Source organism: Caulobacter sp. D5 (assembly GCF_003185805.1).
Lineage (GTDB): Bacteria > Pseudomonadota > Alphaproteobacteria > Caulobacterales > Caulobacteraceae > Caulobacter.
Genome location: NZ_QHJY01000020.1, coordinates 1 through 12,549, shown reverse-complemented (window position 1 = coordinate 12,549; position 12,549 = coordinate 1). Strand labels below are relative to the sequence as shown.

Annotated in this window: 12 protein-coding genes and 2 pseudogenes; 12 read left to right on the top strand and 2 right to left on the bottom strand. The window is 67.6% G+C overall.

The features are described 5' to 3' along the window. Positions 1-204 precede the first annotated feature (204 nt). From DMC18_RS01770 to DMC18_RS01755, 4 genes are all read left to right on the top strand, one after another. The gene (locus DMC18_RS01770) at positions 205-636 is read left to right on the top strand and encodes an antitoxin Xre/MbcA/ParS toxin-binding domain-containing protein (RefSeq protein ID WP_110119486.1); all 432 of its coding nucleotides are present in this window, start codon (positions 205-207) and stop codon (positions 634-636) included. Between the two features lie 67 nt (positions 637-703). Then, on the top strand, positions 704-1,129 hold the full coding sequence (locus DMC18_RS01765; protein WP_110119485.1) for an RES family NAD+ phosphorylase: 426 nt from the start codon (positions 704-706) through the stop codon (positions 1,127-1,129). 58 nt (positions 1,130-1,187) lie between these two features. Beyond that, positions 1,188-2,846, top strand: a complete 1,659-nt coding sequence (locus DMC18_RS01760; RefSeq protein WP_110132653.1) for a lysine--tRNA ligase — start codon at positions 1,188-1,190, stop codon at positions 2,844-2,846. A 274-nt stretch (positions 2,847-3,120) separates the two neighbouring features. Then, positions 3,121-3,330: a hypothetical protein gene (locus DMC18_RS01755; protein WP_110119483.1), complete on the top strand. Its 210-nt coding sequence runs from the start codon at positions 3,121-3,123 to the stop codon at positions 3,328-3,330. A gap of 28 nt (positions 3,331-3,358) precedes the next feature. Here DMC18_RS01755 and DMC18_RS01750 read toward each other — a convergent pair whose 3' ends face one another. Continuing rightward, complete coding sequence (locus tag DMC18_RS01750) at positions 3,359-3,988, bottom strand: helix-turn-helix transcriptional regulator (RefSeq protein ID WP_110119482.1); 630 nt, start codon at positions 3,986-3,988, stop codon at positions 3,359-3,361. Positions 3,989-4,194: 206 nt separating this feature from the next. Here DMC18_RS01750 and DMC18_RS01745 point away from each other — a divergent pair, with 206 nt between their 5' ends. The 6 genes from DMC18_RS01745 to DMC18_RS01720 all read left to right on the top strand — a co-directional run bounded on the left by DMC18_RS01745 (position 4,195) and on the right by DMC18_RS01720 (position 9,820). After that, positions 4,195-4,674 (top strand): MerR family DNA-binding transcriptional regulator, encoded by a 480-nt coding sequence (locus tag DMC18_RS01745; RefSeq protein WP_110119494.1) that lies wholly within the window; start codon positions 4,195-4,197, stop codon positions 4,672-4,674. Positions 4,675-4,780: 106 nt separating this feature from the next. Next, positions 4,781-6,574 carry an acyl-CoA dehydrogenase C-terminal domain-containing protein gene (locus DMC18_RS01740; RefSeq protein WP_110119481.1) on the top strand — a complete coding sequence of 598 codons (1,794 nt, stop codon included), beginning with the start codon at positions 4,781-4,783 and terminating at the stop codon, positions 6,572-6,574. Positions 6,575-6,576: 2 nt separating this feature from the next. Further along, a complete protein-coding gene (locus DMC18_RS01735) occupies positions 6,577-7,740 on the top strand; it encodes an acyl-CoA dehydrogenase family protein (protein WP_110119480.1) in 1,164 nt (387 codons plus the stop codon). Then, positions 7,740-8,099 carry a hypothetical protein gene (locus DMC18_RS01730; RefSeq protein WP_110119479.1) on the top strand — a complete coding sequence of 120 codons (360 nt, stop codon included), beginning with the start codon at positions 7,740-7,742 and terminating at the stop codon, positions 8,097-8,099. Before DMC18_RS01735 ends, DMC18_RS01730 begins: the two co-directional genes overlap by 1 nt. Beyond that, positions 8,099-8,590: an OsmC family protein gene (locus DMC18_RS01725; RefSeq protein ID WP_110119478.1), complete on the top strand. Its 492-nt coding sequence runs from the start codon at positions 8,099-8,101 to the stop codon at positions 8,588-8,590. The genes DMC18_RS01730 and DMC18_RS01725 overlap by 1 nt, the downstream gene beginning before the upstream one ends. Positions 8,591-8,614: 24 nt before the next feature. Continuing rightward, positions 8,615-9,820 carry an acetyl-CoA C-acetyltransferase gene (locus tag DMC18_RS01720; protein WP_110119477.1) on the top strand — a complete coding sequence of 402 codons (1,206 nt, stop codon included), beginning with the start codon at positions 8,615-8,617 and terminating at the stop codon, positions 9,818-9,820. On the opposite strand, the pseudogene DMC18_RS27230 reads toward DMC18_RS01720, so the two are convergent. After that, positions 9,804-9,932: pseudogene (locus tag DMC18_RS27230) on the bottom strand (hypothetical protein); the annotation flags it as partial. The gene DMC18_RS01720 and the pseudogene DMC18_RS27230 overlap by 17 nt on opposite strands. A 29-nt stretch (positions 9,933-9,961) precedes the next feature. Between DMC18_RS27230 and DMC18_RS01715 the strand changes: the two are divergent. Then, positions 9,962-12,145 carry a 3-hydroxyacyl-CoA dehydrogenase NAD-binding domain-containing protein gene (locus DMC18_RS01715; protein WP_110119476.1) on the top strand — a complete coding sequence of 728 codons (2,184 nt, stop codon included), beginning with the start codon at positions 9,962-9,964 and terminating at the stop codon, positions 12,143-12,145. A 151-nt stretch (positions 12,146-12,296) separates the two neighbouring features. Continuing rightward, positions 12,297-12,549, top strand: a pseudogene (locus tag DMC18_RS01710) (cell envelope integrity protein TolA); the annotation flags it as partial.

The window sequence follows — 12,549 nt, the reverse complement described above, 5'->3', positions numbered from 1 at the left end:
CCCTCTCCCCTTGCGGGAGAGGGTGGCCCCGCGGAGCGGGGTCGGGTGAGGGGTCTCTCAGAACCCTCCGCGCGACCCCTCATCCGTCGGCTTCGCCGCCACCTTCTCCCGCAAGGGGAGAAGGGAGGGGGGCAACTTGTCCACAAACCCCTTCCGACCTATAGTCAAAACGCCGCCGATCTGGCGGCGTTTGGCGGACGCCCCATGGCCCCGGTCGTGAAAATCCAGGAACTGCTCGGCGGCGAGGCCGTGACCGGTCCGCTCGCGACGGAGTTCGACGTCGTGCGGCTGGTCCGCAAGGGGCTGTCGGTGGCTGCGGTCGACGGCTTCCTGGCGGCCACCCATCAGCCGTTCTCGGCCATCGAGCCCTATGTGATGCCGCGACGGACCTTCAACCGCCGCCGTGACGCCGACCAACTGCTCGACCCCGCCGAATCCGACCGGATGGTGCGCATCGCCCGTCTCGTCGCCGCCGCCGAGGACACCCTGGGCGACCAGGAGCGCGCCTGGCGCTGGCTGGAGCGACCCAACCGCGCGCTGGAGGGCCAGGCGCCGCTGTCGCTGGCCGACACCGACCTGGGCGCCCGCAACGTCGAACGGCTGCTCGGCCAGATCGCGCACGGCCTAGCGGCTTGAGCCGTGCGTTGACGCTGCACGCCATGAGGTATGAATCCAAAGACGGATCACTTCTGAGGGTTCGTCGATGATCGTCAACCGCATCGCCAAGGCCGCTCATGTCGGCCTGGACGGGGAGGGGGCGCGGCTCTACGGCGGCCGCTGGAATTCGCCCGGACGGCCGATGCTCTACACCGCCGCCAGCCCAAGCCTGGCGGTTCTGGAAGTGCTGGTCCACCTCGACCTGCCGCCCGAGCTGCTGCCGCTGGACTATCGCCTTCTCTCCATCGAGGTCCCGGACGACGCGCCGAGGCTTGAACTCGACGCGGTTCCGCAAGACAGCGTCGCGGCCGGCGACGCGTTCCTCTTGGCCGGCCAGGCGCTGTGCCTGCGCGTGCCCAGCCAGGTCGTGCCGCAGGAGATCAACACCCTGCTCAATCCCCGCCATGCGGCCTTCGCCGAGGTGAGGGTCGTGCGTGACGAGCCGTTCCGGTTCGATCCTCGGCTGTTCTGAGGCGCCCGCGACCCCCACGCCCTAGCCTCATCCCCCGCCAGGGTTTATAGCCCGGCCCATGTTTGAAGGCCTCTCCCCCCTCGCCCGCGAAGCCCGCTCCTGGCCGTTCGAGCAGGCGCGCGCCACCATCGCCCGCGTCCTGCGCGTGCGGCTTCCCGACCGCGCCGATCAAGAAGCGGCGAAAGCCCTGATCGACGCCGGCAAGACCGACGAGGCGGTGAAAGCCTATCCGGCGCTGGCCAAGGCCGTGATCTTCGAGACCGGCTATGGCCCGTCCGGCCTGCCGCACCTGGGCACCTTCGGCGAGGTGGCGCGCACGACCATGGTGCGCCAGGCCTTCCGCGCGTTGGTCGACGACCACATCCCCACGCGCCTGATCGCCTTCAGCGACGACATGGACGGCCTGCGCAAGGTGCCGGACAACATCGAGAACAAGCAGCCGCTGATCGAGGATCTGGGCAAGCCGCTGACCGTCGTCCGCGACCCCTTCGGCACCCACGACAGCTTCGGCGCCCACAACAACGCCCGCCTGCGCGCCTTCCTCGACGGCTTCGGCTTCGAGTACGAATTCGTGTCCTCGACCGAATGCTACAAGGGCGGGCTGTTCGACGAGACCCTGCTGACGGCCCTGGCCCGCTTCGACGCCATCCAGAAGGTCATGCTGCCGACGCTCGGCGAAGAGCGCCGCGCCACCTATTCGCCGTTCCTCCCCGTCAGCCCCAGCACCGGCAAGGTGCTGCAGGTGCCGACCCTGGAGCGCAACGTCGAGAAGGGCACGATCGTCTTCGAGGACGAGGACGGCTCCAAGGTCGAGGTCCCGGTCACCGGCGGCCACGTGAAGATGCAGTGGAAGCCCGACTGGGCCATGCGCTGGACGGCTCTCGGCGTCGACTACGAGATGAGCGGCAAGGACCTGATCGACTCGGTCAAGGCCTCGGGCGCGATCTGCAAGGCGCTGGGCGGCACGCCGCCCGAAGGCTTCAACTACGAGCTCTTCCTGGACGAGAACAACCAGAAGATCTCCAAGTCCAAGGGCAACGGCCTGTCGATGGAGGACTGGCTGCGCTACGGCGCGCCGGAGAGCCTGTCGTACTACATGTTCCAGAGCCCCAAGTCGGCCAAGAAGCTTTATTTCGACGTCATCCCCAAGGCGACGGACGAGTACCTGCAGCAGCTGGACGCGTTCCAGCGCCAGGAACCGGCCAAGCAGCTCGACAACCCGGTCTGGCACATCCATTCGGGTAAGCCGCCGCAGCAGAGCTCGCCGGTGTCGTTCAGCCTGATGCTGAACCTCGTCTCGGCCGCCGACGCCTCGCCCAAGGAAATCCTCTGGGGCTTCCTGTCGCGCTACATCCCGGGCGCGTCCGCCGAGACCCAGCCGCTGCTCGACCGCCTGGCCGGCTACGCGATCAACTATTACGAGGACTTCGTGAAGCCCACGAAGACCTTCCGCGCCCCGACCGACGTCGAGCGCGCGGCGATCCTCGACCTGCTGGCCAAGCTGAAGGCCATGCCGGCCGGGACCCAGGACGCCGAGCTGATCCAGAACGAGGTGTTCGAGGTCGGCAAGGCGCACGGTTTCGACCCGCTGCGCGCCTGGTTCCAGGCCTTGTACGAGGTTCTCCTCGGCCAGAGCCAGGGCCCGCGCTTCGGCTCTTTCGCGGCGATCTTCGGCGTGGATCGCACGATCGCGCTGATCGAAGAGAAGCTCTCCTGATCCTTCTCCCCTTGCGGGAGAAGGTGTCGCCGGAAGGCGACGGATGAGGGGTCTCTCAGAAGTAAAACGCCGCGACAGCTGAACAGCCGTCGCGGCGTTTCTGTACGTGCGACCCCTCACCCGACCTCCTTCGGAGGCCACCCTCTCCCGCAAGGGGAGAGGGAACACAGTGCGACACCGTGCCTCGTTTGATGAACGCTTTCTGAATTTCGAATTAAGGGTTTGTGCGAACTTCGGAGTCTAGGCTGGAACCATCAGAACCAGGAATAGTCCGATGGCTTCCTTCACCCTTCGCCCGCACGACCGTTCGGAATTCGACTCCCTGATCGGCGGCATCGCTTCGCAGTTCCCCGGCGCTCGCATCGAGGCCGCGCACAACGACACCTGGCAGTCCTACCGGGTCGACGTGTCGTGCGAGGATCCCCGCGCCACGGCCCTTCGCGACTGGCTCAACGGCCACCACGCCGCCTGCCCGCGCACCTGATCGCCTGACCTTCCCGTGAGGTCGGCCGCTACTGGCTGACCCACTGGATGCAGGCCGCCCAGGCCACGCTCATGCGGTCGAGCACCCGGTCGTCGCCGTCGCGCAGCACCGAGGTCAGTTCGATCGTCCGGGCCGTCAGGCGGCCCATCTCGCGGATCAGCACCTCGCCGTCCGTGGTCATCACCACCACCCGGTCGCCGCGTCGCGGTTCGGCCGTCGGCGAGACCAGCAGCCGGTCGCCGTCGCGATAGACCGGCGCCAGGGCGTCGCCCTCGATCTCCAGGGCGAACAGGCCCTCTTCCCGCGGCCCCGGCAGCTCCACCTCTTCCCAGCCCGACCCGCGCGGCGCCCCCGCCTCGTCGAACATGCCCGGCGCCCCGGCCCGCGTGAGGCCGATCAGCGGCACGCCCGCCCGCCGGCCTGGCGCGGCGGTCTCGGTCAGGGCCGCAAATTCCGAAAACCCCACCCCCGTGGCTTCCAGCACCTTGGCCAGGCTCTCGGTCGAGGGCCAGCGCGGCCGCGTGTCGGCGTCGCCGCGTTTCGAACGGTTGAAGGCGGTGGGATCCAGGCCCGCCAGCTTGGCCATGGCCGAAGGGCTCATGTCGAAGCGCTTGGCCAGGGCGTCGATCGCCGTCCACAGTTCGGCGTGCGAGAGCATCGGATCGTCCCCGAGTCCTGATGACGCCGAGCCTTGGGCGTCCCCAAGGAAATTATGCCCAGGGCTTAGGAATGTAAACCTAGCGACAATGGTCAAGGTTGACGTTTACGTAAGCGTTGACGTTCCGCAGGGTCCGGCGTAGCGTGAACGTCGATAACCAACGACCCGGCCGGGAAGGCCGGCCGCACCCTGGGAGGGCAACGATGGTGGCTGATCTTCGACGTCCCGAGCGCACGTTCTCGATCCGTCAGCTCTGCAACGAGTTCAAGGCCACGCCCCGGGCGCTGCGCTTCTACGAGGACAAGGGCCTGCTGACGCCGGCCCGCGAGGGCCTCAACCGCGTCTATTCCCACAAGGACCGCGTCCGCCTGCAGCTGATCCTGCGCGGCAAGCGCGTGGGCCTGTCGCTGTCGGAAATCCGCGAACTGCTGGACCTCTACGACGAGAATGACGACGGCGCGGCCCAGATGGCCCGGTCGCTGAAGAAGTTCCGCGAGCGCGCCGCCGCCCTGGAGCAGCAGCGCGAGGACATCGACGGCGCCCTGATCGAGCTGCGCGAGGCGTGTGATCGCCTCGAGAAGCGCCTGGCTGAGATCCGTCCGGACCTGCTGCCGCGCTCGGCCGATTACGAGCAGCTGCTGCGCGCCCGCCTCGACGGCCACGCCGACATGGCGCTGGGCAAGTAAGAGCCGCCGTTCCCATTCCTTCCACGCCCGCTTTCGCCAAGACCGGCGGAACGGGCGGGTTTCCCTTCGCCTTTCTCCCCGATCCCGATCAGTCAGGACCGCTTAAATGACCTATCAGCCGCCCGTCCGCGACCACATGTTCCTCCTGCGTGACGTGCTCAACATCGAGCAGTACGGCAACCTGCCGGCCTTCGCCGACGCCTCGATCGACGTCGTCGAGCAGATCGTCGAGGGCGCGGCCCAGTTCACCGGCGAAGTCCTGGCCCCGCTGAACAGCGTCGGCGACAAGACCGGCTGCAAGCTCGACCCGGTCACCAACACCGTCACCACCCCGCCGGGCTTCAAGGAAGCCTACAAGGCCCTGTGCGAAGGCGGCTGGACCGGCCTCGGCTCGGATCCGGCCTATGGCGGCCAGGGCCTGCCGCACGTCGTGAACCTGTCGTTCTCGGAAATGTCGAGCTCGGCCAACATGGCCTTCTCGATGTATCCGGGCCTGGCGCACGGCGCCTATTCGGCCATCCACACCGGCGGCACCGACGAGCAGAAGCAGACCTACCTGCCCAAGATGATCACGGGCGAGTGGACCGGCACCATGAACCTGACCGAGCCGCACTGCGGCACGGACCTGGGTCTGCTGCGCACCAAGGCCGTTCCGCAGGCCGACGGCAGCTACAAGATCACCGGCCAGAAGATCTGGATCTCGGCCGGCGAGCACGACATGTCGGACAACATCGTCCACCTGGTGCTGGCCCGCATCGAGGGCGCCCCGGCCGGCGTGAAGGGCATCAGCCTGTTCATCGTGCCGAAGTTCTTCCCGAACGCCGACGGCTCGGTGGGCGCGCGCAACGAGGGCGCCAAGTGCGTGGGCCTCGAAGAGAAGATGGGCATCCACGGCAACGCCACCTGCGTCATGCAGTACGACGACGCCGAGGGCTACCTGATCGGTGAAGAGAACAGCGGCCTGAAGCTGATGTTCGTGATGATGAACGAGGCCCGCCTGGGCGTCGGCCTGCAGGGCGTCGCCCAGGCCGAAGCGGCCAACCAGGCCGCCGTCGCCTTCGCCAAGGACCGCCTGCAAGGCCGCTCGCTGACGGGCCCGAAGAACGCCGAAGGCCCGGCCGACCCGATCATCGTCCACCCGGACGTGCGTCGCCTGCTGCTGGAGAACAAGGCCATCATCGAAGGCGGCCGCGCCTTCCTGTTCTGGACCGCCCTGCACGGCGACCTGGCCCACAGCCACCCCGATGAGGCCGTGCGCACCAAGGCCGACGACTACATGGGCCTGCTGACGCCGGTGCTCAAAGGCTACCTGACCGACCGCGGCTTCCAGGTCTGCTCGAACGCGGTGCAGGTGCACGGCGGCTCGGGCTTCACCGAGCACTTCCCGGTCAGCCAGTACCTGCGCGACTGCCGCATCGCCCTGATCTACGAAGGCACCAACGGCGTGCAGGCCCTCGACCTGGTCGGCCGCAAGCTGGCGGCCAAGGGCGGCCGCGGCGTGATGACCTTCTTCCAGGAGATCGACCAGTTCGTCGGCGAGAACGACGGCGACGCCGAGCTGAAGCCGTTCGTCGACGCCCTGGCGGCGACCAAGGCCCAGCTGCAGGACGGCACCATGTGGCTGATGCAGAACGGCCTGCAGAACCCCGACAACGCCGGCGCGGCCTCGACCGACTACATGCACCTCTTCGGCCTGACGGGCCTGGCCTACATGTGGGTCCTGATGGTCAAGGCGGCCAACGCCAAGATCGCCGAGGGCTCCACCGACCCGTTCTTCACGACCAAGGTCGCCACGGCGCGTTATTTCATCGAGCGGGTCTTGCCTGACGCTGCGGCGCATCTGGCCAAACTGAAGACCGGCTCGGCGACCCTGATGGCGCTGCCCGCGGAGGCCTTCTGATCATGAGCGTGCTCGACGTCGCCAAACCCGCCTTCATGGCCGAAGAAGACATCACGATCTTCGAGGACGCGGTGGGCAAGTTCTTCGACGAGCACGCCCCTGAATCCGTCGTCGCGACCTGGCGCAAGAACCACTGCGTCGATCGCGCGATGTGGAACAAGGCGGGGGAGGCCGGTCTGCTCGGCCTCTCCACGCCCGAGGAATACGGCGGCTCCGGCGGCGACTATCGCCACGAGGTCGTGCTGATGGAACAGCTGGGCAAGAAGGGCGTCGACGGCTTCGGCGCCAGCCTGCACAACGCCATCGTCATGCCGTACATCACCCATTACGGCACCGAGGAGCAGAAGCGCCGCTGGCTGCCGCGCCTGTCGACCGGCGAACTGGTCGGCGCGATCGCCATGACCGAGCCGGGCGCGGGTTCAGACCTGCAAGGCATCAAGACCAGCGCCAAGAAGGACGGCAACCAGTACGTTCTCAACGGCTCCAAGACCTTCATCACCAACGGCCAGACGGCCAATCTGATCATCGTCGTCGCCAAGACCGATCCGGCCGGCGGGGCCCGCGGCACCAGCCTGCTCGTGGTCGAGACCGACGGCGCGGAAGGCTTCGAGCGCGGCCGCAACCTCGACAAGCTGGGCCACGAGGCCCAGGACACGTCCGAGCTGTTCTTCAACGACGTGAAGATACCGACCGAGAACCTCTTGGGCACGGACGAGGGCCAGGGCTTCTTCCAGCTGATGGCCCAGCTGCCGCAGGAGCGGCTGAACATCGCCGTCCAGGGCATGGCCACGATCGAGCGGGCGCTCGAGCTGACCATCGCCTACGTCAAGGAGCGCCAGGCGTTCGGCAAGCCGATCCTGGCCTTCCAGAACACCCAGTTCGTGCTGGCCGAGTGCAAGACGGAAGGCACCGTCGCCAAGGTGTTCGTCAACCACTGCATCGAGCGCCACCTGAAGGGCGACCTCGACGCCTCGACGGCCTCGATGGCCAAGTACTGGGTGACGGACCTGGAGAACAAGATCGTCGACCGCTGCCTGCAGCTGTTCGGCGGCTACGGCTTCATGAACGAGTACCCGATCGCCCGGATGTACAAGGACAGCCGCGTCCAGCGCATCTACGGCGGCACCAACGAGATCATGAAACTGCTGATCGCGAGGACGCTCTGATGTTGTTCGCCGACGCTCCGCCCCCGCCCCCGCCCGCTCAGGATACGGCCCGCGCGGCCGTGGTCTGCGTGCGCGCCGAGGGCCGCCGCCCGCTGCAGTTCTCCGGCAAGCTGGAGGGCAAGCGCCCCCAGCCCGGCGCCTTCGACCTGCCGCTGAAGCCGGGCGTCGAGCAGTGCAACAACCTGCTGCGCTCCAAGATCGCCACCTGGACCCTGACCGTGAACACGCCGGGCTTCACGCCCTGCCGCCTGCCCGCGCCGGAGTTCGGCCAGCGGGTGGTCTATTCGGCCAAGGCCGGCGCGCGCGGCCTGTCCTGCGCCCCGATCCACAAGTCGCCGATCGGCGCCTGGAAGAAGTGATGTCGACCCACGTCGCCATCATCGACTGGAAGCTGGAGGCCGGGGCGGATTTCCCCAAGGGCCGCTACAGCCGCGCCCATACCCTGTCGTTCGACGGCGGGGTGACGGCGCTCGGCTCGGCTTCGCCGTCGGTGGTGCCGCTGCCCTGGTCGGACCCGGCGGGCGTCGATCCCGAGGAGATGTTCGTGGCGGCGCTGTCGTCCTGCCACATGCTGACCTTCCTCGACCTGGCCCGTCGCGCCGGTTTCTTCATCAGCGCCTATCGCGACAAGGCCGAGGGCACGATGACCAGGAACGAGCATGGCGCTCACTGGGTCAGCCATGTCGCCCTTCGTCCCGACATCGTCTTCGAGGGCGACGCGCCCGACGAAGCCAAGCTGGCGGCCCTGCACGAGGCCGCCCACCACGCGTGTTTCATCGCCAACTCGGTTCGGACGGACGTCCGGGTCGAGCCGGCGGTCAAAGAATCCCTTTTGGGAACAACTACTTAAAAGATCGCAGGAAGGAGCCATTCAATGGCCGACGCTTACATCTTCGACGCCGTGCGCACCCCGCGCGGCAAGGGCAAGAAGGACGGCTCTCTGCATGAGATCACCGCCCTGTCCCTCGCCAGCCAGGTCCTGGAAGCCATCCGCGACCGCAACGGCCTGGACACCTCCAAGGTCGATGACGTCGTCCTGGGCTGCGTCGCCCCGGTCGGCGAGCAGGGTTCGGACATCGCCCGCACGGCCGTCCTGACCGCCGACTACGCCGAGAGCGTCGCCGGCGTGCAGATCAACCGCTTCTGCGCCTCGGGCCTGGAAGCCGTGAACATGGCCGCGGCCAAGGTCATCTCGGGTGAAGCCGACCTGACCATCGGCGGCGGTGTCGAGAGCATGAGCCGCGTGCCGATGGGCAGCGACGGCGGCGCCTGGCCGACCGACCCGTCGTCGGCCTTCAAGACCTACTTCATGCCGCAGGGCGTGTCGGCCGACCTGATCGCCACCCTCTACGGCTTCAGCCGCGACGACGTCGACGCCTACGCCGTCGAGAGCCAGCGCCGCGCCGCCCAGTCGTGGGCCGAGGGCCGCTTCTCCAAGTCGGTCGTGCCGGTGAAGGACCAGCTGGGCCTCAACATCCTGAGCCACGACGAGACCGTCCGCGGCGCCACCACCATGCAGACCCTGGCCTCGCTGAACGCCTCGTTCACCGGCATGGGCGAGATGGCCTTCGACGCGGTCGCCACCCAGCGCTACCCGCAGGTCGAGCGCATGACCCACGTGCACCACGCGGGCAACAGCTCGGGCATCGTCGACGGCGCCGCCGGCGTGCTGATCGGCACCAAGGAAATGGGCGACGCGCTCGGCCTCAAGGCCCGCGCCCGCATCAAGGGCATGGCCTCGATCGGTTCGGAGCCGTCGATCATGCTCACGGGTCCGTCGCTGGTCACCGAGAAGCTGCTCAAGAAGCTCGGCATGGAAGTCGCCGACATCGACCTCTACGAGCTGAACGAAGCCTTCGCGGCCGTCGTCCTGCGCATGATGCAGGCGCTGGACATCCCGCACGAGAAGATGAACGTCAACGGCGGCGCCATCGCCATGGGCCACCCGCTGGGCGCCACCGGCGCGATGATCCTGGGCACCATGGTCGACGAGCTGGAACGCTCCGACAAGGAAACCGCCCTGATCACCCTGTGCGTCGGCGCCGGCATGGGCACCGCCACGGTCATCGAACGCGTCTGACAACCACATAGAGATCGTCATCCCGGACGGCCGTAGGCCGATCCGGGACCCAGCGGCCGGCGCACTGCGGTTCACCTGGGTCCCGGCTCTCCGCTTCGCTACGGCCGGGATGACGACCGAAATTCTGAAGGACTAGTCCAAATGGAAAACTTCAAGATCGAGGTCGACGGCGACGGCATCGCCCTGGTCACCTTCGACGTCCCCGGCCGTTCGATGAACACCCTGACCGCTTCGGTGATCAAGGAAGTCGGCGAGCTGGTCGAGCGCATCAAGACCGACGCCGAGATCAAGGGCGTCGTCATCACCTCGGGCAAGACCACCGGCTTCTGCGCCGGCGCGGACCTGGGTGAGCTGGGCGGCAACGGCGGCCTCGGCGGCGGTGATTTGCAAGCCGCGTTCGACGCCGGCTTCGCCCTCAACAAGGCCTTCCGCGGCCTGGAAACCAGCGGCAAGCCGGTGGCCGCGGCCATCAACGGCCTGGCGCTCGGCGGCGGCCTGGAATTCGTGCTGGCCACCCACTACCGCGTGGTCGCCGACCTGCCGAAGCTGCAGCTGGGCCTGCCGGAAGCCAAGGTCGGCCTGCTGCCGGGCGGCGGCGGCACCCAGCGCCTGACGCGCCTGATGGGCGTCATGGCTGCTGCCCCGTACCTGCTCGAAGGCAAGTCGATGAAGCCGGCCGAGGCGCTCGGCGCCAAGGTCGTGCACGAAGTCGTGCCGGCCGGCACGGAAGTCGAAGCCGCCAAGACCTGGATCAAGACCAAGGGCGACCCGGTCGCGCCCTGGGACAAGAAGGAATTCAAGATCCCCGGCGGCGGCCCCTACACCCCGACCGGCGCCCAGGTGTTCATCATGGGCAACGCCATGCTGCGCAAGAACACCTACGGCAACTACCCGGCCCAGCAGAACATCATGAAGGCCGTCTATGAGGGCCTGCAGGTTCCGTTCGACGCGGCCATCCGCATCGAGACCCGCTACTTCCTCAAGACCCTGATGACCCCGCAGGCCAAGGGCATGATCCGCACCCTGTTCCTCAGCTTGCAGGAACTGGGCAAGGGTTCGGGCCGTCCGGCCGGCGTGCCGTACTACGACGTCAAGAAGGTCGCCGTGCTCGGCGCCGGCATGATGGGTGCGGGCATCGCCTACGTCCAAGCCATGGCCGGCATCGAGACCGTGCTGATCGACCAGACGCAGGAAGCCGCCGACAAGGGCAAGGGCTACGCCGAAGGCCTGGTCAAGAAGGCCGTCTCGCGCGGCAAGCTGACGGCCGAGAAGGGCGAGGCCATCCTGGCCCTCATCCACCCGACGTCGGACTACGCCAAGGTCAAGGGCAGCGACCTGGTCGTCGAGGCCGTGTTCGAGAACCGCGACGTCAAGGCCCAGGTGACCAAGCTGGCCGAGGCCCAGCTGGCCGACACCGCCGTGTTCGGCTCCAACACCTCGACCCTGCCGATCACCGGCCTGGCCGAAGCCTCGATCCGTCCGGAAAGCTTCATCGGGATCCACTTCTTCTCGCCGGTCGACAAGATGGGCCTGGTCGAGATCATCCTCGGCGAGAAGACCGACCAGGCGACCATCGCCAAGTCGATCGACTACGTGCTGAAGATCAAGAAGACCCCGATCGTCGTCAACGACAGCCGCGGCTTCTACACGTCGCGCTGCTTCGGCACCTTCGTGCAGGAAGGCATGGAGCTGCTCAGCGACGGCATCGCGCCGGCGATCATCGACAATGTCGGTCGCGCCACCGGCATGCCGCGCGGCCCGCTGGAAATGCACGACGACGTCGCGCTGGACCTGTCGCACAAGATCGCCGTCCAGACGAAGAAGGACCTCGGCGACAAGTACGAGGAGCGTCCGTTCACCGCGATCATCGCCAAGATGGTCGAGGATCTGGGCCGCTACGGCCGCAAGAACGGCAAGGGCTTCTACGACTATCCGGAAAAGGGTCCCAAGACCCTGTGGCCGGGCCTGGCCGATCTGGTCGAGGTGAAGACCACCGAAGCCGACAAGGCGCTGATCGAGCAGATCCGCACCCGCCTGCTGTACCGCCAGGCCGTCGAGGCCGCGCGCTGCTTCGAGGAAGGCGTGATCACCGATCCGCGTGAAGCCGACGTCGGCGCCATCCTGGGCTGGGGCTTCGCGCCCTGGACCGGGGGCCCGGTCAGCTTCATCGACGGCATCGGCGTGGCCAAGTTCGTCGAGACCCTCGACCAGCTGACCGCGTCCTACGGCGCGCGCTTCGCCCCGCCGGCCCTGCTGCGCGAGATGGCCGCCAAGGGCGAGACCTTCTACAGCCGCTTCGGCGTCAAGGAGAAGGCGGCCGCCTGAGGTCGCTTTCGCCTGCAAGGTGAAATGAGGAGGCCCGGCGGCGACGCCGGGCCTTTTCTTTTCGCCGCCGCATCATTGCCGACATCCTCGCGCCCCATGGGCTCTGTAACGGGAACGCCTCGCGCCTGTTGCGCGGAGGTAAGGATTCGGGATGGCCGGCAGGCGATCGACAGTTCGCCGCAAGAGGCCTTTCGCCCTCGCCCTGATCGCGGTGAGCGGCCTGCACGTGCTGCTTGGCGTGGCCCTGGTCAGCGGCATCAAGATCATGCCGCCGCCGGTCGAGCCGCAGAGCCTGATCGTCGACCTGGTCGACGTCGCCCCGCCGCCGCTCGCGCATCTGCGGCTCCCGGACGCCGCGCCCGCGCCGCAGGCCTCGGCCGCGCCTCCGGCCCAGGCCGTGGTTC

What these genes read in the sequence shown, in the direction of transcription:
- DMC18_RS01770 (WP_110119486.1), top strand. Translation starts at nt 205, where the DNA reads ATGGCCCCGGTCGTGAAAATCCAGGAACTGCTCGGCGGCGAGGCCGTG.
- DMC18_RS01765 (WP_110119485.1), top strand. Translation starts at nt 704, where the DNA reads ATGATCGTCAACCGCATCGCCAAGGCCGCTCATGTCGGCCTGGACGGG.
- DMC18_RS01760 (WP_110132653.1), top strand. Translation starts at nt 1,188, where the DNA reads ATGTTTGAAGGCCTCTCCCCCCTCGCCCGCGAAGCCCGCTCCTGGCCG.
- DMC18_RS01755 (WP_110119483.1), top strand. Translation starts at nt 3,121, where the DNA reads ATGGCTTCCTTCACCCTTCGCCCGCACGACCGTTCGGAATTCGACTCC.
- DMC18_RS01750 (WP_110119482.1), bottom strand. Translation starts at nt 3,988, where the DNA reads ATGCTCTCGCACGCCGAACTGTGGACGGCGATCGACGCCCTGGCCAAG.
- DMC18_RS01740 (WP_110119481.1), top strand. Translation starts at nt 4,781, where the DNA reads ATGACCTATCAGCCGCCCGTCCGCGACCACATGTTCCTCCTGCGTGAC.
- DMC18_RS01735 (WP_110119480.1), top strand. Translation starts at nt 6,577, where the DNA reads ATGAGCGTGCTCGACGTCGCCAAACCCGCCTTCATGGCCGAAGAAGAC.
- DMC18_RS01730 (WP_110119479.1), top strand. Translation starts at nt 7,740, where the DNA reads ATGTTGTTCGCCGACGCTCCGCCCCCGCCCCCGCCCGCTCAGGATACG.
- DMC18_RS01725 (WP_110119478.1), top strand. Translation starts at nt 8,099, where the DNA reads ATGTCGACCCACGTCGCCATCATCGACTGGAAGCTGGAGGCCGGGGCG.
- DMC18_RS01720 (WP_110119477.1), top strand. Translation starts at nt 8,615, where the DNA reads ATGGCCGACGCTTACATCTTCGACGCCGTGCGCACCCCGCGCGGCAAG.
- DMC18_RS01715 (WP_110119476.1), top strand. Translation starts at nt 9,962, where the DNA reads ATGGAAAACTTCAAGATCGAGGTCGACGGCGACGGCATCGCCCTGGTC.